Annotated in this window: 19 protein-coding genes and 1 pseudogene; 8 read left to right on the plus strand and 12 right to left on the minus strand. The window is 61.8% G+C overall.

Annotated features, from left to right (window positions below; genetic code table 11):
* Positions 1-75 precede the first annotated feature (75 nt).
* A complete protein-coding gene (gene glyS / locus AB5Y53_RS02670) occupies positions 76-2,157 on the minus strand; it encodes a glycine--tRNA ligase subunit beta (RefSeq protein WP_368181084.1) in 2,082 nt (693 codons plus the stop codon).
* A gap of 9 nt (positions 2,158-2,166) precedes the next feature.
* Positions 2,167-3,090, minus strand: coding sequence for a glycine--tRNA ligase subunit alpha (glyQ, locus tag AB5Y53_RS02675; RefSeq protein ID WP_005339464.1), 924 nt, complete (start codon positions 3,088-3,090; stop codon positions 2,167-2,169).
* A gap of 187 nt (positions 3,091-3,277) precedes the next feature.
* On the opposite strand from glyQ, the gene AB5Y53_RS02680 reads away from it, so the two are divergent.
* Positions 3,278-3,856 carry a DNA-3-methyladenine glycosylase I gene (locus AB5Y53_RS02680; protein ID WP_368181085.1) on the plus strand — a complete coding sequence of 193 codons (579 nt, stop codon included), beginning with the start codon at positions 3,278-3,280 and terminating at the stop codon, positions 3,854-3,856.
* Positions 3,857-3,910: 54 nt separating this feature from the next.
* On the opposite strand, the gene AB5Y53_RS02685 is transcribed toward AB5Y53_RS02680, so the two are convergent.
* The gene (locus tag AB5Y53_RS02685; RefSeq protein WP_368181086.1) at positions 3,911-4,471 is read right to left on the minus strand and encodes a cysteine hydrolase family protein; all 561 of its coding nucleotides are present in this window, start codon (positions 4,469-4,471) and stop codon (positions 3,911-3,913) included.
* 422 nt (positions 4,472-4,893) lie between these two features.
* On the opposite strand from AB5Y53_RS02685, the gene AB5Y53_RS02690 reads away from it, so the two are divergent.
* Both AB5Y53_RS02690 and AB5Y53_RS02695 read left to right on the plus strand, forming a co-directional pair.
* Positions 4,894-5,136: a hypothetical protein gene (locus AB5Y53_RS02690; RefSeq protein WP_041212021.1), complete on the plus strand. Its 243-nt coding sequence runs from the start codon at positions 4,894-4,896 to the stop codon at positions 5,134-5,136.
* Between the two features lie 162 nt (positions 5,137-5,298).
* Positions 5,299-5,955, plus strand: a complete 657-nt coding sequence (locus AB5Y53_RS02695) for an OmpA family lipoprotein (protein WP_010672405.1) — start codon at positions 5,299-5,301, stop codon at positions 5,953-5,955.
* A gap of 144 nt (positions 5,956-6,099) precedes the next feature.
* On the opposite strand, the pseudogene AB5Y53_RS02700 reads toward AB5Y53_RS02695, so the two are convergent.
* The 3 genes and pseudogenes from AB5Y53_RS02700 to tusA form a co-directional block, all read right to left on the minus strand.
* Positions 6,100-6,189, minus strand: a pseudogene (locus AB5Y53_RS02700) (endoribonuclease L-PSP); the annotation flags it as partial.
* 28 nt (positions 6,190-6,217) lie between these two features.
* A complete protein-coding gene (locus AB5Y53_RS02705; RefSeq protein ID WP_103260996.1) occupies positions 6,218-6,565 on the minus strand; it encodes a RidA family protein in 348 nt (115 codons plus the stop codon).
* Between the two features lie 18 nt (positions 6,566-6,583).
* Positions 6,584-6,829 carry a sulfurtransferase TusA gene (gene tusA / locus AB5Y53_RS02710; RefSeq protein WP_041214136.1) on the minus strand — a complete coding sequence of 82 codons (246 nt, stop codon included), beginning with the start codon at positions 6,827-6,829 and terminating at the stop codon, positions 6,584-6,586.
* 281 nt (positions 6,830-7,110) lie between these two features.
* Here tusA and AB5Y53_RS02715 point away from each other — a divergent pair, with 281 nt between their 5' ends.
* Positions 7,111-7,302 carry a hypothetical protein gene (locus AB5Y53_RS02715; protein ID WP_010672410.1) on the plus strand — a complete coding sequence of 64 codons (192 nt, stop codon included), beginning with the start codon at positions 7,111-7,113 and terminating at the stop codon, positions 7,300-7,302.
* A 44-nt stretch (positions 7,303-7,346) separates the two neighbouring features.
* Here the strand turns inward: AB5Y53_RS02715 and AB5Y53_RS02720 are convergent, their stop codons facing one another.
* The 6 genes from AB5Y53_RS02720 to AB5Y53_RS02745 form a co-directional block, all read right to left on the minus strand.
* Positions 7,347-8,603: an ABC transporter substrate-binding protein gene (locus AB5Y53_RS02720; protein WP_048209305.1), complete on the minus strand. Its 1,257-nt coding sequence runs from the start codon at positions 8,601-8,603 to the stop codon at positions 7,347-7,349.
* A gap of 3 nt (positions 8,604-8,606) precedes the next feature.
* Positions 8,607-10,052: an ATP-binding protein gene (locus AB5Y53_RS02725; protein ID WP_010672412.1), complete on the minus strand. Its 1,446-nt coding sequence runs from the start codon at positions 10,050-10,052 to the stop codon at positions 8,607-8,609.
* A gap of 113 nt (positions 10,053-10,165) precedes the next feature.
* Positions 10,166-10,888 carry a response regulator gene (locus AB5Y53_RS02730; RefSeq protein ID WP_010672413.1) on the minus strand — a complete coding sequence of 241 codons (723 nt, stop codon included), beginning with the start codon at positions 10,886-10,888 and terminating at the stop codon, positions 10,166-10,168.
* Positions 10,889-11,235: 347 nt separating this feature from the next.
* Complete coding sequence (gene fadA, locus AB5Y53_RS02735; protein ID WP_216822648.1) at positions 11,236-12,420, minus strand: acetyl-CoA C-acyltransferase FadA; 1,185 nt, start codon at positions 12,418-12,420, stop codon at positions 11,236-11,238.
* On the minus strand, positions 12,421-14,568 hold the full coding sequence (gene fadB / locus AB5Y53_RS02740) for a fatty acid oxidation complex subunit alpha FadB (protein WP_368181087.1): 2,148 nt from the start codon (positions 14,566-14,568) through the stop codon (positions 12,421-12,423).
* Between the two features lie 204 nt (positions 14,569-14,772).
* Positions 14,773-16,710, minus strand: coding sequence for an acetoacetate--CoA ligase (locus tag AB5Y53_RS02745; RefSeq protein WP_368181088.1), 1,938 nt, complete (start codon positions 16,708-16,710; stop codon positions 14,773-14,775).
* Positions 16,711-16,906: 196 nt separating this feature from the next.
* Here AB5Y53_RS02745 and pepQ point away from each other — a divergent pair, with 196 nt between their 5' ends.
* From pepQ to hemG, 4 genes are read left to right on the plus strand one after another with little or no spacing between them, the layout of a single operon-like run.
* Positions 16,907-18,229 (plus strand): Xaa-Pro dipeptidase, encoded by a 1,323-nt coding sequence (gene pepQ / locus AB5Y53_RS02750; protein WP_201895266.1) that lies wholly within the window; start codon positions 16,907-16,909, stop codon positions 18,227-18,229.
* Positions 18,229-18,846, plus strand: a complete 618-nt coding sequence (locus tag AB5Y53_RS02755) for a YigZ family protein (protein ID WP_201970264.1) — start codon at positions 18,229-18,231, stop codon at positions 18,844-18,846. Before pepQ ends, AB5Y53_RS02755 begins: the two co-directional genes overlap by 1 nt.
* Positions 18,847-18,882: 36 nt before the next feature.
* Positions 18,883-20,340, plus strand: a complete 1,458-nt coding sequence (locus tag AB5Y53_RS02760; RefSeq protein WP_201970263.1) for a TrkH family potassium uptake protein — start codon at positions 18,883-18,885, stop codon at positions 20,338-20,340.
* Between the two features lie 7 nt (positions 20,341-20,347).
* Entirely contained in the window at positions 20,348-20,872 is a 525-nt protein-coding gene (gene hemG, locus AB5Y53_RS02765) for a menaquinone-dependent protoporphyrinogen IX dehydrogenase (protein ID WP_368181089.1), read from the plus strand.
* Positions 20,873-21,216: the final 344 nt, after the last annotated feature.

Consider the following 21,216-nt stretch of genomic DNA (forward strand, 5'->3'; position numbering starts at 1 on the left):
TCACTTTGACGGCAAGAGAAACCAAAAAACGGCGCCTCGCGGCGCCATTTTTTATCTCAATCAACCCAACCAAGATCACTGCAGCAGGGAGATATCCGCGACTTGCAGGAACAGGTTGCGCAGGTTGTTCAGCAGCGCCAGACGGTTGGCCTTGAGGGCTTCATCGTCGGCCATCACCATCACTTCGTTGAAGAAGGTATCGACCGGCTCGCGCAGGGCGGCCAGACGGGTGAGGGCGGCCTGATAGTCACCGGCGGCGAACAGCGGGGCCAGTTCGGCTTGCAGTTCGGCAACCTGGGTGGCCAGCGCCTTCTCGGCAGCATCGACCAGCAGTTCCGGTTTGACGGCAGTCGGCAGTTCGCCTTCGACCTTGGCCAGAATGTTGCTCACGCGCTTGTTGGCGGCAGCCAGAGCCAGTGCGGCATCCAGAGAGCGGAAGTGGCTGACGGCCTTGACGCGACGATCGAAGTCGAGCGGACGGGTCGGGCGGCGGGCCAGTACGGCCAGCACCACGTCGGCACCGATGCCTTCGTCCTGATAGGCGGCGCGGAAGCGGCCCAGCATAAAGTCGACCACGTCGGTGACGACGGTTTTGTTGGTCAGCTTGTCGCCGTAGACGCGTACCGCTTCTTCAACCAGTTCAACCAGATCCAGATCCAGCTGCTTCTCGGTCATGATGCGCAGGGCACCGATGGCAGCGCGACGCAGGGCGAACGGGTCCTTGTCACCCTTCGGCAGCATGCCGATGCCGAAGATACCGGCCAGGGTATCGAACTTGTCGGCCAGCGCGACGGCGCAGGCAACCAGACCGGATGGCAGGGCATCGCCGGCAAAGCGCGGCATGTACTGCTCGTTGAGGGCCACGGCGACCGCTTCGTCTTCGCCATCGTGACGGGCGTAGTGCATCCCCATGACACCCTGGGTGTCGGTGAACTCGCCGACCATGTTGGTCATCAGGTCACACTTGGAGAGCAGACCGGCACGCTTGGCCTGAGCCACGACGGCATTATCGCCACCACTGATGCGCTCGGCGATAAAGCCGGCGACGGTCTCGATGCGCTCGACCTTGGCCTTGACGGTGCCCAGCTGTTGCTGGAACAGCACGGTTTCAAGGCGCGGCAGGCGGGAGGCGAGAGTCTGCTTGAGGTCGGTCTTGAAGAAGAACTCGGCGTCAGAGAGACGGGGGCGAACCACCTTCTCGTTGCCGCTGATGATCTGGCTCGGGTCTTTCGACTCGATGTTGGTGACGAAGATGAACTTCGGCAGCAGCTTGCCGTTCTTGTCGTAGACCGGGAAGTACTTCTGGTCACCCTTCATGGTGTGCACCAGCGCCTCGGCCGGCACGGCCAGGAACTTCTCTTCGAAGTTGGCGGTCAGCACCACAGGCCATTCGACCAGTGCGGTCACTTCTTCCAGCAGGGCGTCGTCCAGATCGGCCACGCCACCGAAGGCGGCAGCGGCCGCTTCGACGTCAGCCTTGATCTTGGCTTTGCGCGCCATGAAGTCGGCAATCACCATGCCGCGCTCCTGCAGGATCTGCGGGTACTGGCTGGCGTTGTCGATGGTGAACTCGCTCTCGCCCATGAAGCGGTGACCGCGAAGGGTGCGGGCAGAGTCGATACCCAGAATGTGGGCGGGAACCAGCTCGCCATCCAGCAGCAGGGTCACGGTGAAGACCGGACGCACGAACTGGATGGTCTTGTCGCCCCAGCGCATCATTTTCGGGATCGGCAGCTTGGCCAGTGCAGAGGCGACCAGTTCGCCCAGCAATTCTTTGGCCGGACGGCCTTCGACCTTGGCGGTGTGAACCAGCCACTCGCCCTTGTCGGTGACCAGACGCTCGGCCTGCTCAACGGTGATGCCGTTGCCACGGGCCCAGCCTTCGGCGGCCTTGGTCGGCTTGCCTTCGGCATCGAACGCCTGCGCCACGGCCGGGCCGCGCTTCTCGACGCTCTTGCTCGGCTGTTCGCCGGCCAGCTCGCTTACCTTCAGCGCCAGACGGCGCGGTGAAGCAAACCACTCGACGTCACCGAAGGCCAGATCGGCCTTGGTCAGTTCGGCTTTGAAGTTGTCGGCAAAGGCTTCGGCCAGGGAGCGCAGGGCTTTGGGCGGCAGCTCAGCAGTACCGATCTCTACCAGAAATGTATGTTGTGCCATGTCCGTTCCTTAACCTTGCTTGTTCTCACTGCGCTGACACATAGGGAAGCCCAGCGCTTCGCGGGAGGCGTAGTATGCCTCTGCCACGGCCTTGGTCAGGGTGCGAATGCGCAGGATGTAGCGCTGACGCTCGGTGACCGAGATGGCCTTGCGGGCATCCAGCAGGTTGAAGGAGTGAGCGGCTTTCAGGATGCGCTCGTAGGCAGGCAGCGGCAGCGGTTTTTCCAGTGCCAGCAGGTTCTGGGCTTCCTTCTCGTACTGCTCGAAGCAGTGGAACAGGAACTCCACATCGGCGTGTTCGAAGTTGTAGGTGGATTGCTCCACTTCGTTCTGGTGGAACACGTCGCCGTAGGTGGTCTTGCCCAGCGGGCCGTCAGACCAGACCAGATCGTAGACGCTGTCGACGCCCTGGATGTACATGGCCAGACGTTCGAGACCGTAGGTGATCTCGCCGGTGACCGGCTTGCACTCGAGGCCGCCAACCTGCTGGAAGTAGGTGAACTGGGTCACTTCCATACCGTTCAGCCACACTTCCCAGCCCAGACCCCAGGCACCCAGAGTCGGGTTTTCCCAGTTGTCTTCCACGAAGCGGATGTCGTGGATTTCGGGATCCATACCCAGCTCTTTCAGGGAGCCCAGATAGAGTTCCTGAATGTTGTCGGGGGAAGGCTTGATGATCACCTGGAACTGGTAGTAGTGCTGCAGGCGGTTCGGGTTTTCACCGTAGCGGCCGTCAGTCGGACGGCGGGACGGTTGCACGTAGGCGCAGGCGATGGGCTCGGGGCCCAGGGCGCGCAGGCAGGTCATGGGGTGAGAAGTACCGGCACCCACTTCCATATCCAGCGGCTGAATGATGGTACAGCCCTGGCGGGACCAATAGTCCTGCAACTGCAGGATCAGGCCCTGAAAGGTTTTGACATCGAATTTTTGCATAGTGTTTTTCGCGCGAAATGAAATCAGAGCAAGATTTGCTGAATGTGAACCGAGGGAGTATACCGTCTGGCATGGTCGGATAATAGGCGAAATTACAGGGGATTAGTGGGGCTATGTTGCCGCTTGCCCTATGATGTCGCCGACACAAGCGGCCTGCTGATGGCCGATGAAAAACAGGGGAGAGGAAATGGAACTGCGCTGCGCCTGGGTGACCAGAGACCCGGAATACATCGAATACCATGACAAGCAGTGGGGCAGGCCGGTGTATGACGCCCGCGAGTTGTTTGCCAAGCTCTGCCTCGATGGCCAACAGGCGGGGCTGTCGTGGATCACCATCCTCAAGCGCACCGAGAGCTACCATCGCGCCTATGCGGATTTTGATCCGGTGCGCATCGTGCAGTTCGACGACCAGGACGTGGCGCGGCTGATGCAGGATACCGGCATCATCCGCAACCGGCTCAAGGTGCAGTCGATCATCAAAAACGCCCGCGCCTATCTGGCGCTGGAGGCGGAAGGCATCGACTTCGTGGAGTATCTGTGGGGCTTCGTGGGCGGCGCCCCCATGGTCAACCAGCGTCAGGGCAACGGCGACATTCCGGCGACATCAAAGGAGTCGGATGCCATGTCCAAGGCCCTCAAGAAGCGCGGCTTCACCTTCGTCGGCAGCACCATCTGCTACGCCTTCATGCAGGCGGTGGGCATGGTGAACGATCATCTGGTGACCTGCCCTTGCCACGCCGAGTGCCAGCAAGCAGCGGCGACGTGAAGGGGAAATGCACGAAGAAGGGAGGCTCAAGCCTCCCTTCTTTTTTGCTCTGAATCAGCAGGGCTCAAGGGGGCGGCCGAGCGCCTCGCACACCTCGTCGCTGCTCATCAGCCGCACGAAGGGGCCGGCCAGGGCGGCGTTGTGATGGGCGATGATCTGGGGGGCGGTCAGTTGCGGCGTGTCCATGCAGGTATGGGCATCGCTCACCAGCACTACGGTGTAGCCGAGATCTGCCGCCGCCCGGCAGGTGGTGTCGATGCAGTACTGGGTCTTCATGCCGGTGATGATCAGGGTCTGCACGCCGTCCTCTTTCAGCCAGCCATCGAGACCGGTGCCATGGAAGGCGCTGGGGCGCTGCTTGTCGAACACCCGATCGGCCTCGCCGACGACCAGCTCAGGCGCAAGCTGCCAGAACGGGCTGCCGGCGGCGATGGGGCTACCGGCTGGGCCCGTGTGGCGCACCGCCAGCACGGGGAGAGCGGCACTGCGGGCCGCCTGGCTCAGGCGATTGATGTTGGCCAGGGTCTCGGCCCCGGCATGGGGGGCTTCCGGGCCGTGAAGGAGGCCCACCTGGATGTCGATGATGAGCAGCGCGGGGCGGGAAAGGGACGACATGGTCATGGCTCCGTGAGAAATGTCCCCCACTCTGGGGCCATGGGCTCTTATGAGACAACCCGCATCTGGGGGGCAACCACTCCAGACCCCGGGAGCATGTTCCGTTGCGCCGGGCCGGGAGCCTTTTCGCCCCTTGGTACAGCCGGGATACAGTCATACGGGTTCACCATCGGGAGCGCCATCACGAGGGAGTCCCGTGTCACTGAGCGCCGCCGCCCTCTCTTCCCCGGCCTGATCGGCTGCACCCTGGGGATGACGTTGCTCGTCAGGGCAAACACGAGGGGAAGCCGGCCCTGTGCAAGAAGGTCCGAGGCTGCACAGACGACGCCCCCGAGGGCCGAGTCTGCGCTGCCGGGATCTTGCCCCTCCCCTATCATTGAAAGACGCCGGACCGGTTCAGGTTGTCTGGCGAAGGAGCCATCATGAAGAAGTCCGTATTGGCGCTGCTTGCCGCCACCGCCTTGCTGGCCGCCCTGCCTGCACAGGCCACCAAGCAGGCCCAGGAGCGCCGTGACGCCCGCGATGTGCGTCAGGATACCCGTCAGGAGTCCCGTGACGCGAAACAGGAGTGTCGTGAGGGGCTGGTGGGCAATGCCGACTGCCGCCAGGAGCATCGTGACAACAAGCAGGAGGGGCGAGACAAGGCCCGGGATATCAAATATTGATGCGGGCCCGTCCGAAGAGGGGCTGCACCGGGTGAATCGCAAGGGGCAGGGGGGCGTGTTGCCCCCTGCCCATCTTCGCAATGCGCGCGTCACACTCTGGCGCCTCTCTGGGTTAGAATGCGCGGCCATCGGCTAGAGTCGTTCTTTTTCAGAGGTTTTTTCATGCATTTCAAGAAACTGGTTCCTGCACTTGCCCTGACCGTCGCCATCACTGGCTGTACCACCAACCCCTATACCGGTGAATCCCAGACCTCCAAGGGCGCCTGGGGCGCGTTGGCGGGTGCGGCGACCGGCGCAGCCGTGGGGGCGCTCTCCTCCAGCAAGGGCGACCGCAAAAAGGGCATCCTGACTGGCGTCGCCGCCGGTGCGGCCCTGGGTGGCGGTATCGGTTACTACATGGATGTGCAGGAAGCCAAGCTGCGCGAGAAGCTGCAAGGCACCGGCGTCAGCGTGACCCGCAACGGTGATCAGCTGATCCTCAACATGCCGAACAACGTCACCTTCGACAGCTCCAGCGCCCAGCTGAAAGCCGCCGGTGCCAACACCCTGTCCGGCGTGGCCCTGGTGGTTGCCGAGTTCGACAAGACCCGTCTGAACGTGGTCGGTCACACCGACAGCACCGGCTCCCGCGAGCTGAACATGAAGCTCTCCCGGGATCGCGCCGATGCCGTCGCCGCCCAGCTGATCGGCCAGGGCGTGTCCGGCAGCCGCATCGCCATCAGTGGTGTGGGCCCGGATCAGCCGGTGGCCAGCAACAGCACCGCCGAAGGCAAGGCCCAGAACCGTCGGGTGACCATCACCCTGACCCCGACCGCCTAAGCGGCCTGCGTTGCAGTCATGAAAAAGGCCCCGCCAGCGATGGCGGGGCCTTTTGTTATTCGGCGTTGTGGGCAGTGGCGCCTTGTTCTTTGCTCTCTTCTGCCCTTGTGGGAGAAGGGGCGGGGATGAGGGGATAACCGCCTCTTAGACAGCCGCAGTCAGCTGCACTTCTACCCTGTAGCCTTCGTGGGCGAGGCGGGCCTGTACGCAGGCGCGGACCGGGGCTGTGTCGGCATCAGGGGAGCCAGGCATCCCGCTTTGTTTAGACAGCGGCAGTGAGCTGTACTTCCACCTTGTAGCCTTCGTGGGCGAGACGAGCCTGCACGCAGGCGCGAACGGGGGCGGTGCCTGCCGGGATCCAGGCATCCCACTGCGCGTTGAAGGCGGCGATGTCTTCAATGTCCTTGAGATAGATGTTGGCCATCAGGATCCTGTCGACGCCGGAACCGTTGGCTTCCAGCAAACGCTGCAGGCTTTCCAGCACTTCACGGGTCTGCTGGTGGATGTCGGCGGTCTCGGTGGCGGGCACTTCCACCACGTAGAGGGTGCCGTTGTGGATGACCACATCAGACCAGCGCTGGGTGGTCCCGATACGGGTAATGGATGTCATGTTTGCTCCGGTACGGGGTTATTGACCCTTGCGGATCAGGTAGCGGTAAGGGGCCTGCTCAGTCTCGCTGGCGACCAGGGTATGGTCCATGAAGCGGCAGAAGCTGGGAATGTCGCGGGTGGTGGAGGGGTCGTCGGCGCTGACCAGCAGGGTCTCCCCATCCGCCATCAGCCGCACTTTCTTGCGAACCATCATCACGGGTTCGGGGCAACGAAGCCCGATTGCGTCCAGCTCGTGGGTCGCATTGCAGAATTCAGTACTCATGAATAATCAACCTTCAGCCGCACCTTCTTGCGCGCTATCGTCACGGGCTCGGGGCAACGAAGCCCGATTGCGCCCAACTCGTGCGTTGCGCCGCAGAATAAAGCACTCATCAATAATCAACCTTCAACCAATTCGGCCAGCAATGATACTCACGGCGAAAAAATAATCAAACCATGGGGCGGTTATGCAGCATATGCTACCAAAATGTGAACCGGCTCTACCCAGGCTTCGCTCGATGAGTAATATAAAAATTGAACCATATTCAACAAGGAGGTGTGAATATGCAGGTCTCCTACGGCAGATTGCAAGCCTACGCAGGCATGGGGTTCTTGTCGTTCGCCATGATAGTGCTGGGCAGCCCGATCGGTAATACCGGTACCTGGTTCGGCTCCATGGTGATGATCGGGCTGGGGCTCTGGATCGAGCTCAGCGACTACTACGACGAGGATGAGGACGAGAACGATCCCTCCTGAGAGCCTGGCTCTCGGCACTCAAAGGCGGACGATGTCCGCCTTTGTCATTTCTGCTCCGCGCCGGAACGGGTCGAGCGCATGGCGCGCTCCAACTGCTGCGCCGTCTGCTCGGGGTTGGCCCTGGCGTCGTTGAAGAAGCTGCTCAGCACATCCATGATCCCCTGGCGCATGTTGGTGGGCACCGCCATCCCCTCCGCCATGCTGGGCAGCAGGTTGTCCTGTTGCTCGGCGTGGAGGAAATCCTGATAGGAGCGGATGGCGCAGCGATCGAACTTGCTCATGTCCGGCTTGATGAGCGCCGGGATAGAGCCCTTCACCCGGTTGAACTCCTCCTGAAAGCGCGGCGTCATCAACAGCCTGGCCAGCTCGCCCTGGGCCTGCAACTGGGCGGGATCCCGCTGCTTGAACATGGCGATGGAGTCGAGGTTGTAGCTGAACAGCCCCTGGCTGCCCGGGCTTGGCAGGCACTCGATATCCTCGCCGGGGCGGTAGTTGCCGGCGCTCAGCTCCCCTTTCACCCAGTCCCCCATCACCTGCATGGCGGCGCCGCCGCTCTCCAGCAGGTTGGTGGCCTGGTGCCACTTCAGGCCGGCGTATTTCTCGGGTACATAAGCGCGCAACTGCTGGAAGCGGGTCAGCACCCGCACCATGTCGGGGCCGGTCAGGGTGGCGCTGTCCTGTTCGAGGAAGGCCTTGCGATAGAAGGTCTTGCCCCCTTCGCCGAGGGCCACCGTTTCGAACAGCACCGCGATTTGCCAGGGTTCATTGCCGATGGCGAGGGGAGTGATGCCCTGCTCCTTGAGCTTGTCCGCCACCGCCACGAACTTAGCCCAGTCGGTGGGGGGCTTGAGCCCCTGTCGCTCGAATACCTTGCGGTTGAGCCACAGCCAGTTGACCCGGTGGATGCCGGTGGGGACCGCCATCAGGGCGCCGTTCTGGCTGAGTGTGTCGCGCACCATGGGGGGCAGCTGAGGGTACCAGCCGAGGTGCTCGGCCATGGGGGTGAGATCGCGCAGAAAGCCCAGGCTGCCCCACTCGTGCAGCTCGAACCCCTTGAGGTGGGCCGCCTCCGGCGGGTTGGCCGCCAGGGCCCGGCTCTTGAGCACCGTCATGGCGCTCTTGCCGCCCCCCCCCTGTACCGCGAAGTCGTTCCACTGGTTGCCCTGTTCGGCCCACTCGGACTTGAGCACTTCCACGGCCCTGGCCTCGCCGCCGGAGGTCCACCAGTGCAATACCTCCACCTGGGAGGCGCAGACGGGCAGGGAGAGCAGGGCGATGACAGAAAAAGACAACCACTTCATACATTACTGCCTTGGTAGGGAGAGGGTGGCCTGCAGGCCGCCCTGGGGGCGATTTTCCAGCACCAGGTCGCCGCCGTGGGCGTGGGCTATGTTGCGGGCGATGCCAAGGCCCAGCCCGGTGCCGGCGGCATCGGTGCTGAGGCGGTAGTAGGGCTCGAAGATGCGCTCGAACTGATCGTCCGGCAGACCGGGCCCCTCGTCCATGATGAAGAGGATCAGCATCTCCTCGTCATCCATGATGATGATGCGCACCTTCTGGCCGTACTTGATGCCGTTGTCCACCAGGTTGCCGATGCAGCGCTTGAGGGCCAGCAGCTTGCCGCGATAGGGCCACTTGCAGTGGCCCTCGATGGTGAGCAGATCCTCGTGCAAGTTCATGGCTTCCGCCATCTGCTCCAGCAGGGCGTTGACGTCGATCTGCTCAAGGTTCTCGTGAATGTCCGTCTCTTTGACCGTCTGCAGCGCCCCTTTGACCATCAGCTCCAGCTCGTCCAGGTCCTTATTGAACTTGGCGATCTGCACCTCGTCGTCCAGCAGTTCGACCCGCAGTCGCAGCCGGGTGATGGGGGTCTTGAGGTCGTGGGAGATGGAGCTGAACAGCCGCTCCCTGTCGTCGATGAAGCGGCGAATGCGCTGCTGCATGATGTTGAAGGCGCGGGTCGCCGCCACGATTTCGGAGGCACCCTCCTCCTTGAGGGACGGCTGGTCGATGTCCTTGCCGAGATTGACCGCCGCCTTGGCGAGGCGACGCAGGGGGCGGGTCTGCCAGCGCACCAGCATGAAGGTGAAGAAGCAGAGGAAGACCGTCATCAGGGCGATGAAACGCACCTGGTTGCTCGGCATCACGGTGTCATCCAGCGTCATGTAGGGGGCGGGCAGCAGGGCCGCCAGATAGAGCCACTCCCCCGGTTCTATCTCGATCTGGGTCACCAGCACCGGCGGATTGATAGGCTCCAGGGACAGGGTGTAGCGGGCCCAGGAAGAGGGGAGATCCGCCAGCAGGGTGTCGTTGTTGAAGACGTGCAGCTCCTCGGGGCGGGAGAAGTCCACCTTGATCGCCATGGCGTCGGAGAGTTTGCGGCTGAGCACCTCCTGCACCTCTTTGAGCACCAGCGTCTTGCGCTCGCTGTCGGGGATGGCGCTGATGTGGATCTCTTCCTCGTTCAGGGAGACGAAGAAGCGGCTGCCCCCCATGTTGCGCAGCTGATCCAGGGCGATGTGGCGGTATTGCAGGGGCAGGGACTTGAAGAAGTTGACGGTGGAAGCCGCGGACAGCGCCAGGTTGCGGGTGGTGCTGAGCATGCCCTCCAGCTCCCGCTTCTGGATCTGCTGCATCCAGATGCCGGTGAGGATGGTCTGGGAGAGAAGGATGGCGAGCAGCAACAGCAGCAGCATCCGCGACAGCAGGGAGCGGGGCACCAGGGCCCGCCAGAACTTCTGCCCCGTCATGGCAGCGTGTGTCTCTTGTCGATCAGCATGGGGTGCTTACCTCTGTGCCTTGCCGTTGCCCCGTCATGGGTTTCTCTTCTGCCCGTTCAAGGTCTCGCCGTAGCGTCTGTCTGTTACGGGATCTCGTGGACTTCGGCGATCAGCATGTAGCCGCTGCCGCGAATGGTCTTGATGATGCGCGGGCTCTTGCCGTTGTCACCCAGCTTCTGGCGCAGGCGGCTGATCTGCACATCGATGCCGCGTTCCATGGGCAGGCTCTCGCGACCGCGGGTGGCGTCCGATATGGTATCCCGGTCCAGCACCACGCCGGGCTGCTGCAGGAACATGCCGAGCAGCAGGGCATCGCTGCCGGAGAGATCCAGCAGGCTGCCATCTTCGTGGGTCAGCTGGTGGCTCAGGGTGTCCAGGGTCCACTCGGCGAAGCGCAGCCGACGGCTCGGTTCCTTCTCTTTCTCCGGCTGGCGGAATTCGGCGCGGCGCAGCAGTGCCTTGATGCGGGCCTGCAGTTCGCGCGGGCTGAACGGCTTGGCGATGTAGTCGTCGGCGCCAAGTTCCAGACCGATCACCCGGTCAGCCTCGTCGGAGGCGGCGGTGAGCATGATGATGGGTACCTGGGAGTCGCGGCGGATCTGCTGGCAGAGGGTAAAGCCGTCGTCGCCGGGCATCATGATGTCCAGAATGATGAGGTCCGGGCTGTGCTGGGCCAGTTGTTGGCGCATCTCGTTCCCTTCGGCCGCGGTCAGTACCTCGAAACCAGCCCGGGTCAGGTACTCGTTGAGCAGCTCGCGGATCTCCCGATCGTCGTCGACGATAAGCAGTTGTTTGCTCGTTGACATATGTATGTGCATCCACCCATTTTTTTGTGCAGATTGAACCTGTCGGGGGAGCAAAAAGCAAGCAAGCCCCCCCTCTAATGTGAAGTTATGGGCAATATAGCCTCAGGATTGGCCCCGATCGCGGGAAAAGAATAAAAAAGGCCGACCCAAACGGGCCGGCCAACACGCAGATTCCGACGGCAGGAGCGCACCCCGTGTGGCGCGTTCCACAGACTCGACAGCAGGGTCGGCAGGCCGACCCGGTATTCGTGATGGGGCCGCTGTGCCGGGAAGCAGGGCCGCCTTCTGTCTGTTGTTGCCGCCCCGAGGCGGCGTCCCTGACCGGTGAGCAGTCAGGAGCGATTCACTTACACCCGTTCGAACACGGTGGCGATGCCCTGACCCAGGCCGATGCACATGGTGGCGACTCCCAGGGTGGCGTCCTTCTCTTCCATCAGGTTGATCAGGGTGGTGGAGATGCGGGCACCGGAGCAGCCGAGCGGGTGACCCAGGGCGATGGCGCCACCGTTGAGGTTCACCTTCTCATCCACCAGGTCTTGCAGACCCAGATCCTTCACGCAGGGCAGGGACTGGGCGGCAAACGCCTCGTTCAGCTCGAAGAGGTCGATGTCGCCGACGGTCAGCCCGGCTCGCTTGAGCGCTTTCTGGGTGGCCGGCACCGGGCCGTAACCCATGATGGCGGCGTCGCAGCCGGCGATGGCCATGGCACGTACCTTGGCGCGCGGCGTGAGGCCGAGGGCCTTGGCGCGATCCGCGCTCATCACCAGCATGGCGGCGGCACCATCGGACAGGGCCGAGGAGCTGCCGGCGGTGACGGTGCCGTTGACCGGGTCAAACACCGGGCGCAGCTGGCTCAGGGTTTCAACCGTGGTCTCCGGGCGGATCACCTCGTCATAGTCGTAGAAGAAGCGGGCGCCGCTGGCGTCATGGCCTTCCAGCCCGACGATCTCCTTGGCAAAACGCCCTTCCACGGTGGCGGCGTGGGCACGGCGGTGGGAGCGGGCGGCAAACTCGTCCTGCTGCGATCGGCTGATGCCGTGCAGCTTGCCGAGCATCTCGGCGGTCAACCCCATCATGCCGGAGGCTTTCGCCACCGACTTGGCCATGCCGGGATGGAAGTCGACGCCGTGGCTCATCGGCACGTGACCCATGTGCTCGACGCCGCCGATGATGAAGATATCCCCGTCACCTACCTGAATGGCGCGGGAGGCGTCGTGCAGCGCCTGCATGCTGGAGCCGCACAGACGGTTGACTGTGACCGCACCTACCTGCTTCGGAATGCCGGCCAGCAGCGCGGCGTTGCGGGCGATGTTGAAGCCCTGCTCCAGGGTCTGCTGCACGCAGCCCCAGTAGATATCCTCGATCTCGTTCGGGTCGAGGTTGGGGTTGCGCAGCAGGATGGATTTCATCAGGTGCGCGGACAGATCTTCTGCACGCACGTTGCGGAAGGCGCCGCCCTTGGACCGGCCCATCGGGGTCCGGATACAGTCGACAATGACTACGTCTTTCATGAATGGATCTCCTTTCCGCAATCAGTAGAAGGTTTTGCCCTGGGCGGCCATCTCGCGCAGCTTGTCGCTGACGCGGTAGAGCGGGCCCAAATCGGCATACTGGTCGGCCATGGCCACGTAGCGATCCAGACCGATAGTGTCCAGATAGCGGAACACGCCGCCGCGGAAGGGAGGGAAGCCCAGACCGTAGACCAGTGCGATGTCGGCTTCGGCTGGCGTGGCGACAATGCCCTCTTCCAGACAGAGCACCACCTCGTTGATCATCGGGATCATCATGCGAGCGATGATGGCGTCCTTGTCGAAATCCTGTTTCGGCTTGGCGATGGGGGCCAGCAGCTCGTAACTGGCGGCGTCAGCCACCTTCTTCGGCTTGCCCTTCTTGTCCTGCTCGTAGGCGTAGAAGCCCTTGCCGTTCTTCTGACCGAATCGGTTCACTTCGTACATCACGTCGATGGCGGTGCGACCTTCCTTGCTCATGCGTGCCGGGAAGCCCTGCGCCATCACGTCACCGGCATGGTGACCTGTATCGATGCCGACTACGTCCAGCAGGTAGGCGGGGCCCATCGGCCAGCCAAACTCCTTCTCCATCACCTTGTCGACGGCAGCGAAGTCGGCGCCATCGGCGACCAGCTTGTTGAAGCCGAAGAAGTAGGGGAACAGCACGCGGTTCACGAAGAAGCCGGGGCAGTCGTTGACCACCACCGGGGACTTGCCCATCGCGGCGGCGTAGGCCACCACGCGGTTGATGGTTTCATCGGAGGTCTGCTCGCCGCGAATGATCTCCACCAGTGGCATGCGGTGCACCGGGTTGAAGAAGTGCATGCCGCAGAAGTTCTGCGGGCGTTTCAGCCCCTTGGCCAGCAGGGAGATGGGGATGGTGGAGGTGTTGCTGGCGAGCACGGCGTCTTCGCCGATCACGCCTTCCACTTCACCCAGCACGGCGGCCTTCACTTTCGGGTTCTCGACCACGGCTTCGACCACGACGTCCACGCCTTTGACGTTGTCATAGCTGAGGGTCGGGGTAATGGCAGAGAGCACCTGGCCCATCTTGATGCCGTCGATGCGGCCCTTTTCGAGTTGACCGTTGAGCAGCTTGGTGGCTTCACCCATGCCAAGTGCCAGCGCCTTCTCGTTGATATCCTTCATCACCGCCGGGATACCCTTGCTGGCAGACTGGTAGGCGATGCCGCCGCCCATGATGCCGGCACCCAGTACGGCGGCATGGCCAGTGGCCTTGCTTGCCTGCTTGGCCGCCTTCTTGGCCAGCGCCTTGATGTGCTGATCATTCAGGAAGATGCCGACCAGCGCCTTGGCGACATCGGTCTTGGCCAGCTTGATAAAGCCCTGTGCCTCGACGACCAGCGCTTCGTCACGGCCCATGCCGGCGGCGGCTTCCACCGTCTTCACGGCGGCCATGGGGGCCGGATAGTGTTTGCCCGCCACGGCGGCAACCATGCCGGCGGCGGTGGTGAAGCTCATCATGGCTTCCAGTTTGGAGAGGCGCAGCGGGGCTTTCTTGGCGGCACGACGGCTCTGCCAGTCCAGCTTGCCCGCGATGGCGTCCTTGATCATCTGCAGCGCAGCGCTCTGCAGCACCTCGGGGGCGACTACAGCGTCGATGGCACCCACCTTGAGGGCGTCATCGGCACGGTAATCCTTGCCGGTAGTGATCCACTCGAGCGCGTTGTCGGCGCCGATCACTCGCGGCAGGCGGACGGTGCCGCCAAAGCCCGGCATGATGCCGAGTTTGGTCTCGGGCAGGCCGATTTTGGCGCTGGTGTCGGCCAGACGGAAGTCAGTGGAGAGGATGGTCTCGCAGCCGCCGCCCAGAGCGTGTCCCTTGATGGCGGAGAGGGTCGGGACCGGCAGATCTTCGATGGCATTGAAGATATCGTTGGCCTTTTTCAGCCAGCCGAGCAGATCTTCTTGCGGCAGATCGAACAGTTCCAGGAATTCGGTAATGTCGGCACCGACGATAAAGGCGTCTTTGCCGGAGGTGAGGATCAGACCTTTTAGTTCACGTTCTTGTTGTAATGCGGCGATCGCTTCGCTCAGGGAGAGCAGGGTAGCGCGATCCAGCTTGTTGACTGAACCCGGGGCATCAAACCTCAGCTCGGCGATGCCGTTTTCGAGGTAGCTGACCGACAGGGTTTCGCCTTGGTAGATCATGAGAGTGTCTCCTTGTTCCCACTCAGTGGGGAGTGGTGCTCCTTAATCCCCAGCAGGGGGCGAGGCTCACTATTGATCCAAAAGGAGACATTTTCAACACCTATTTAAAACATTTGTTTAACAGATCTCGAGTAAAAGCTCTTCATCACAGAACGGGTACAAGAGAGGCGCCTTGCGGCGCCTCGGATGGATGTGAGTTTGTTATCAACTGGCCAGTTCCGGCCGGTTGCGATACTGGTTCAACACCTCGGGATCGGCGAGGGCGTGGGTATTGTTGACCGGCCGGTTGTGTACCACTTCGCGCACCGCCAGTTCGACGATCTTGCCGGACTTGGTGCGGGGGATGGCATCCACCTGCAGGATGCGGGCGGGCACGTGGCGGGCGGTGCAGTGCTGCTTTATTTGCTGGCGGATCCGCTCACGCAGCCCGTCGTCCAGCTTGCAACCCGCCTTGAGCTTGACGAACAGCACCACCCGCTCGTCCTGTTTCCATTGCTGGCCGATGACGATGCTCTCTTCCACCTCGTCGAGTTGTTCCACATAGCGGTAGATCTCGCTGGTGCCGATGCGCACGCCGCCCGGGTTGAGGGTCGCGTCGGAGCGGCCGTAGAACAGGATGCCGCCGGTCGGGGTCAGCTCGATCCAGTCCCCGTGGCACCAGATGTTGTCGAACCGCTCGAAGTAGGCGGCGTGGTACTTGTCGCCGTTCTCGTCACCCCAGAAGTAGATGGGCTGGGCCGGGAACGGCTTGGTGCAGACCAGTTCGCCCTTCTCACCCAGCACCGGCTGGCCCGCCTCGTTGAATACCTGCACCGCGAGACCAAGGCCGCGCCCCTGGCTCTCGCCGCGATAGACGGGGCTCAAGGGGTTGCCGATGACGAAGCAGGAGCAGATGTCGGTGCCGCCAGAGATGGAGCTGAGCTGCACATCCGGCTTTATCTGCTGGTAAACGTAGTCAAACCCCTCCGGCGACAGCACGGATCCGGTGCTGCAGATGAGGCGCAAGGCAGGCAAGTCGTGGGTATTGATGGGGGCATAGCCCTGCTTGTGCAGCGCATCGAGATACTTGGCCGAGGTGCCGAACAGAGCGACCTCTTCGTCTCGTGCGAGATCCCACAGCACGTTGCCATCCGGGTAGAAGGGGGAACCATCGTAGAGCACCAGGGTGGCGCCGGAGGCGAGGGCGCTCACCAGCCAGTTCCACATCATCCAGCCACAGGTGGTGAAGTAGAAGATGCGCTCCCCCGGCTTGATGTCGCAGTGCAACTGGTGCTCTTTCAGGTGTTGCAGCAGGGTGCCGCCAATGCCGTGCACGATGCACTTGGGTTTGCCGGTGGTGCCGGAGGAGTAGAGGATGTAGAGCGGGTCGTTGAAGGCCATGGGCTCGAAGGCGAGCTGGGCATCATGCTGGCTTGCCAGCAGTTGCTGCCAGTCGTGACCAAGCTGCAGCGGGTTGCCGAGCAGGGGGATCATCACCGTCTGCTCTAGGCTGTCGAGCTGACCGACGACGCTGGCCACCTTGTCCTGAATGTCGATGGCCTTGCCGCCGTAGCGGTAGCCATCCACCGCGAACAGCACCCTGGGACGGGTCTGGCCGAAGCGCTCCACCACGCTGGCCTCGCCAAAATCGGGGCTGGTGGAGGTCCAGATCGCGCCGAGGCTGGTGGTTGCCAGCATGGCCACCACGGTTTCCGGAATATTGGGCAGGTAGGCTGCGACCACATCACCTCGGCCTATGCCCTGGCTGCGAAGCCACTGGGTCAGGCGGGCGACCTGATCTGCCAGCTCATGCCAGCTCAGGGTCCGGCTTGGGCCCCCTTCGATGCGGGAGATGATGGCCGGGCTCTCATCCTGACGGCGCAGCAGGTTCTCGGCGAAGTTGAGCTGGCTGTCGGGGAACCAGCGGGCGCGCTGCATATCCTGGCGGTTCTCCGCCACAATGTTGCCAAGCTCGCCCTTGACGCCGCAGTGCTGCCACACCAGGGGCCAGAAGCGGGTGGTCTTCTCCACCGACCATTGATACAGGTCGGTATAGCTGCGCAGTTGCAGGCCATGGAAGTGATTGACCTCGGCCATGAACTGGTGGAGGTTGGAGTGCTGCATCCTGTCCTGATCCGGTGTCCACAGACAAAGGTTTTGCATGAGTCGTTCCTGACGGCTGATATCTACTGTCTGTGGGCAGTGTATTGAATTGTTCTTTGTTTGTTAATTGTCTGTTTTATCTTCATAACAGAAAGCCTGTAACCTATGCGTTACCTCACGAAGCGAAAGCCGGGTGGCTCGAGCCTTGATTCGCTTGATGTTATGCTGAAGTCACATTCGCCCGGAGCAGGACGCCATGAGCAGTTACAGCCAACTTTTTGCCCAGCATCTCGACACCCTTCAGCAGCGTACCCGCGACATCCTGCAACAACAGGGTCTTGGCGGCCTCGCTATTCACTCCGGCCAGACTCATCGCATCTTCCTCGATGACCAGGATTATCCCTTCAAGGTGAATCCCCAGTTCAAGGCCTGGTTGCCGGTGCTGGACAACCCTCACTGCTGGTTGCTGGTGGACGGGGTGAACAAGCCGGTGCTGCTGTTCTACCGGCCGGTGGACTTCTGGCACAAGGTGGCGGAGTTGCCCAACGCCTTCTGGGTCGATTTCTTCGACATTCGCTTCCTGACTCGCCCGGAGCAGGTTGCCGATCACCTGCCGGCCAACAAGCAGGAGTGGGCCTATCTGGGCGGCCATCTGGAAGTGGCCGAGCTGCTGGGACTGGGCCAGCCCAATCCGGAGGCGGTTCTCAACTACCTGCACTACCACCGTGCCTACAAGACGCCCTATGAGCTGGAATGTCTTCGCGATGCCAACCGCATCGGCGTGCGCGGCCACATCGCGGCCAAGGACTCCTTCATGGCGGGGGCGAGCGAGTTCGAGATCAACCTGGCCTACATGAAGGCGGTCGGACAGGGGGCCAATGAGGCGCCCTACGGCAACATTGTTGCCATCAACCGCAATGCGGCCATCCTGCACTACACCCATCTCTCCACCCAGCGGGTGCCCGATGCGGAGCGTTACTCCTTCCTCATCGATGCCGGAGTGGATGTGCACGGTTATGCCTCCGACATTACCCGGACTTGGGCCTGGCGCCGCGGTGAGTTCGCCGATCTGATTGCTGCGCTGGATGCACAGCAACAGGAGATCATCGACGAGATCAAGCCGGGCCGCCGCTACAGCGAGCTGCACCTGCAGATGCACCACAGGCTGGCGCGCCTGCTGCAAGCCACCGAACTAGTAGACATGTCGGTGGACGAGATGATCCACACCGGGGTGACCAATGTCTTCTTCCCCCACGGTCTCGGCCACTTCCTCGGCCTGCAGGTACACGATGTCGGCGGCTTCATGCAGGATGAGCGCGGCACCCACCTGGCGGCCCCCGAGCAGTTCCCTTATCTGCGCTGCACCCGGGTGATGGAAGTGGGTCAGGTCTTCACCATAGAGCCGGGTCTCTACTTCATCGACAGCCTGCTGGAGCCGCTGCGCCAGGGTGAGCAGGGCAAGCGGGTCAACTGGAACAAGGTGGAGGCGCTGCGTCCCTATGGTGGCATTCGCATCGAGGACAACGTGGTGCTGCATGCCAACGGGGTGGAGAACCTGACCAGACAAGCAGGGCTCTGATGGCGACGGATTACCCCATACCGGCAGCCCCACTGGATGTGAGCGAAGAGATCAAGAAGAGCCGCTTCATTACCTACATCGCCCACACTCCGACCGTCGAGGCCGCCAAGGCCTGGATAGACGAGATCAAACAGCAACACCCGGGAGCCCGGCATCACTGCTGGGCTTTTGTCGCCGGCGCCCCCCAAGACAGCCAGGTTTATGGTTTCAGTGATGATGGCGAACCCTCGGGCACAGCGGGCAAACCCATGCTGGCCCAGTTGATGGGGGCCGGTCTGGGTGAAGTCGCCGCCGTGGTGGTGCGCTATTACGGTGGCGTGCTGCTGGGGACCGGTGGCCTGGTCAAGGCCTATGGCGGTGGTGTGGGGGCAGCACTCAAGCAACTTGAAACCTGTATCAAGCGTCAGCTGACCTCTTCCGTGATCCAGTGTGACTACACCGACATGGGGGCCGTGGAGTCCCTCATCTCTGCCCATCAAGGGCAGTTGCTGGTGGCCGATTATGGTGCCAGCGTCACCCTTCAGGTAGCGTGGGAGTCTGCACTCTGGGCCCGTATCGCACAGGAATTGACCGACCGGACCCAGGGTCGGGTATCCCTTCGTCCCTTAGATGGCTAGAATCCATCGCTCTTTTAGTCTGAAGAGGGAGCCGGAATGCAGATTCTGAGCATCATTCGTATCGTCGGTCTGCTGGTTGCCCTGTTCAGCTCGACCATGCTGCTGCCCGCGATGGTCGCTTTTGGGTATCGTGATGGCGGTGGTACCGAGTTCGTCAACTCCTTCGTCATAGCCCTCCTGCTCGGCCTCCTGCTCTGGTTCCCCAACCGCCACCAGAAAAAGGAACTCAGGTCCAAGGAAGGCTTCCTCATCGTGGTGCTGTTCTGGGTGGTGCTGGGGAGCGTGGGTGCCGTCCCCTTCATCATCAGCGACGTGCCGAACATGTCGGTCTCGGAGGCATTTTTCGAGTCGTTTTCCGGCCTGACTACCACGGGCGCAACGGTGCTGACCGGGCTGGACAATCTGCCCAAGGCGTTTCTCTTCTACCGCCAGCTGCTGCAATGGCTCGGTGGTATGGGGATCATCGTGCTGGCGGTGGCCGTGCTGCCACTGCTGGGTATCGGGGGCATGCAGCTCTATCGCGCCGAGATCCCGGGGCCCGTCAAGGACAACAAGGTGACCCCGCGCATCGCCGAGACGGCCAAGGCGCTCTGGTTCATCTATCTGTTGCTGACTTCCCTCTGCGCTCTCGCGTACTGGATGGCGGGGATGACGCTGTTCGATGCCATCTGCCACTCCTTCTCCACCTTGTCGGTTGGGGGGTTCTCGACCCACGACGCCAGCATCGGTTTCTTCAACAGCCCGGCCATCAACCTGATCACAGTGGTGTTCCTGTTGCTGGCGAGCGTCAACTTCGCGCTTCACTTCATGGTATTTGCCCACAAGCCGGTGCGCGTGAGCAGCTATCTGCGGGACTCGGAGCTCAAAGTGTTTCTGAGCATCCAGTGCGTGCTGGTGCTGATCTGTTTCGTCTCTCTGCTGTTCCACGGTCATTACGCCACCTGGCAGGAGGCGCTCAACCACGGTCTGTTCCAGGCGGTGTCACTGGGCACGACCACCGGCTACAGCACGACCAGCTATGCGGAGTGGCCCTCCTTTCTGCCCATGCTGTTGATGTTCTCCGCCTTCATCGGCTGCTGCGCCGGCAGTACCGGGGGGGGCATCAAGGTGATGCGCTTCATGATCCTGTTCCTGCAGGGGATGCGTGAACTCAAACGGCTGGTGCATCCGCGGGCCATCTACACCTTGAAGCTGGGGCGGCGTGCCGTACCGGAACGGATCGTGGAAGCGGTCTGGGGCTACTTTGCCACCTACATCATCCTGTTCTTCATCTTCATGTTGTTGCTGCTGATGACGGGGCTGAACGAAGTGACGGCCTTCTCCGCCGTGGCTGCGGCATTCACCAACGTGGGGCCGGGTCTGGGGGAGGTGTCGGCCAACTTCGGCAATATCTCGGCCACTGCCCAGTGGATATTGATCGTGGCCATGTTGTTTGGTCGATTGGAAATCTTCACACTTCTGGTACTGTTTACTCCTGCATTCTGGCGTAGTTGAGGTTGGTATGGACAAGATTTTGGTGCTTTATTCTTCCCGGGACGGGCAAACGCGGAAAATCGTGGAGGTCATGCTGGAGGAAATATCAGGATGCGAAGTGGTGATGCACGACCTGCACACCCTGCCCATGTGCAACCTCAGCAAGTATGCCAAGGTGTTGATTGGTGCTTCCATTCGTTATGGTAACTTCCACCCCAGCCTGCTCAGCTTCATACACGCACATCATGAACAGTTGGAAGTAGCCAATGCGGCGTTCTTCTGCGTGAACCTGACGGCACGCAAGCCCGAGAAGCAGATGCCGCAGACCAACGCCTACATGAAGAAGTTTCTGCGCCTCTCTCCCTGGAAGCCCAAAACTCTGGGGGTGTTTGCCGGGGCATTGCAGTACTCCCGTTACAACTGGTGGCAGACCCGTATCATTCAGTTGATCATGAAGATTACCGGGGGCAGCACGGATACCAGCAAGGATCTGGAATTCACCGACTGGGACAAGGTGCGCGGCTTTGCCCGTGAGTTTTGGTCAAAAAAGTAACAGCGACGTCATTCAAAGCGGCCAGAGCCCTGCGTAAGCAGGGCTTTTTGTTTGATAAGTAGGCGTTCGAGCCACAAAACGGTAAAAAGGACTATTTTTCGCAAAATAGCCCTTGTCATCCCGGCGCGGCTCCCTATAATGCGCCCCTACCAGCACGGCGGACCACGCCAACCTGATGAGCTAGCCTCCTGATGAGGTGGGCGCCGAAAGAAAAGCGAAAACAACCGCTTGACTTTCGAAGTGAGGAGCGTAAGATGCGCCTCCTCAACGCGATAAGCGTGACGCTCTTTAACAATTTGAATCAAGCAATCTGTGTGGGCACTCACAGCATCGAGCATCAAAAA

This window comes from Aeromonas sp. R7-5 (assembly GCF_040908015.1).
GTDB classification, from domain to species: domain Bacteria; phylum Pseudomonadota; class Gammaproteobacteria; order Enterobacterales; family Aeromonadaceae; genus Aeromonas; species Aeromonas caviae.

Excerpts from the sequence above, each read along its gene's own strand:
- glyS (WP_368181084.1), bottom strand. The coding sequence starts at position 2,157 with ATGGCACAACATACATTTCTGGTAGAGATCGGTACTGCTGAGCTGCCG.
- glyQ (WP_005339464.1), bottom strand. The coding sequence starts at position 3,090 with ATGCAAAAATTCGATGTCAAAACCTTTCAGGGCCTGATCCTGCAGTTG.
- AB5Y53_RS02680 (WP_368181085.1), top strand. The coding sequence starts at position 3,278 with ATGGAACTGCGCTGCGCCTGGGTGACCAGAGACCCGGAATACATCGAA.
- AB5Y53_RS02685 (WP_368181086.1), bottom strand. The coding sequence starts at position 4,471 with ATGTCGTCCCTTTCCCGCCCCGCGCTGCTCATCATCGACATCCAGGTG.
- AB5Y53_RS02690 (WP_041212021.1), top strand. The coding sequence starts at position 4,894 with ATGAAGAAGTCCGTATTGGCGCTGCTTGCCGCCACCGCCTTGCTGGCC.
- AB5Y53_RS02695 (WP_010672405.1), top strand. The coding sequence starts at position 5,299 with ATGCATTTCAAGAAACTGGTTCCTGCACTTGCCCTGACCGTCGCCATC.
- AB5Y53_RS02705 (WP_103260996.1), bottom strand. The coding sequence starts at position 6,565 with ATGACATCCATTACCCGTATCGGGACCACCCAGCGCTGGTCTGATGTG.
- tusA (WP_041214136.1), bottom strand. The coding sequence starts at position 6,829 with ATGAGTACTGAATTCTGCAATGCGACCCACGAGCTGGACGCAATCGGG.
- AB5Y53_RS02715 (WP_010672410.1), top strand. The coding sequence starts at position 7,111 with ATGCAGGTCTCCTACGGCAGATTGCAAGCCTACGCAGGCATGGGGTTC.
- AB5Y53_RS02720 (WP_048209305.1), bottom strand. The coding sequence starts at position 8,603 with ATGAAGTGGTTGTCTTTTTCTGTCATCGCCCTGCTCTCCCTGCCCGTC.
- AB5Y53_RS02725 (WP_010672412.1), bottom strand. The coding sequence starts at position 10,052 with ATGACGGGGCAGAAGTTCTGGCGGGCCCTGGTGCCCCGCTCCCTGCTG.
- AB5Y53_RS02730 (WP_010672413.1), bottom strand. The coding sequence starts at position 10,888 with ATGTCAACGAGCAAACAACTGCTTATCGTCGACGACGATCGGGAGATC.
- fadB (WP_368181087.1), bottom strand. The coding sequence starts at position 14,568 with ATGATCTACCAAGGCGAAACCCTGTCGGTCAGCTACCTCGAAAACGGC.
- AB5Y53_RS02745 (WP_368181088.1), bottom strand. The coding sequence starts at position 16,710 with ATGCAAAACCTTTGTCTGTGGACACCGGATCAGGACAGGATGCAGCAC.
- pepQ (WP_201895266.1), top strand. The coding sequence starts at position 16,907 with ATGAGCAGTTACAGCCAACTTTTTGCCCAGCATCTCGACACCCTTCAG.
- AB5Y53_RS02755 (WP_201970264.1), top strand. The coding sequence starts at position 18,229 with ATGGCGACGGATTACCCCATACCGGCAGCCCCACTGGATGTGAGCGAA.
- AB5Y53_RS02760 (WP_201970263.1), top strand. The coding sequence starts at position 18,883 with ATGCAGATTCTGAGCATCATTCGTATCGTCGGTCTGCTGGTTGCCCTG.
- hemG (WP_368181089.1), top strand. The coding sequence starts at position 20,348 with ATGGACAAGATTTTGGTGCTTTATTCTTCCCGGGACGGGCAAACGCGG.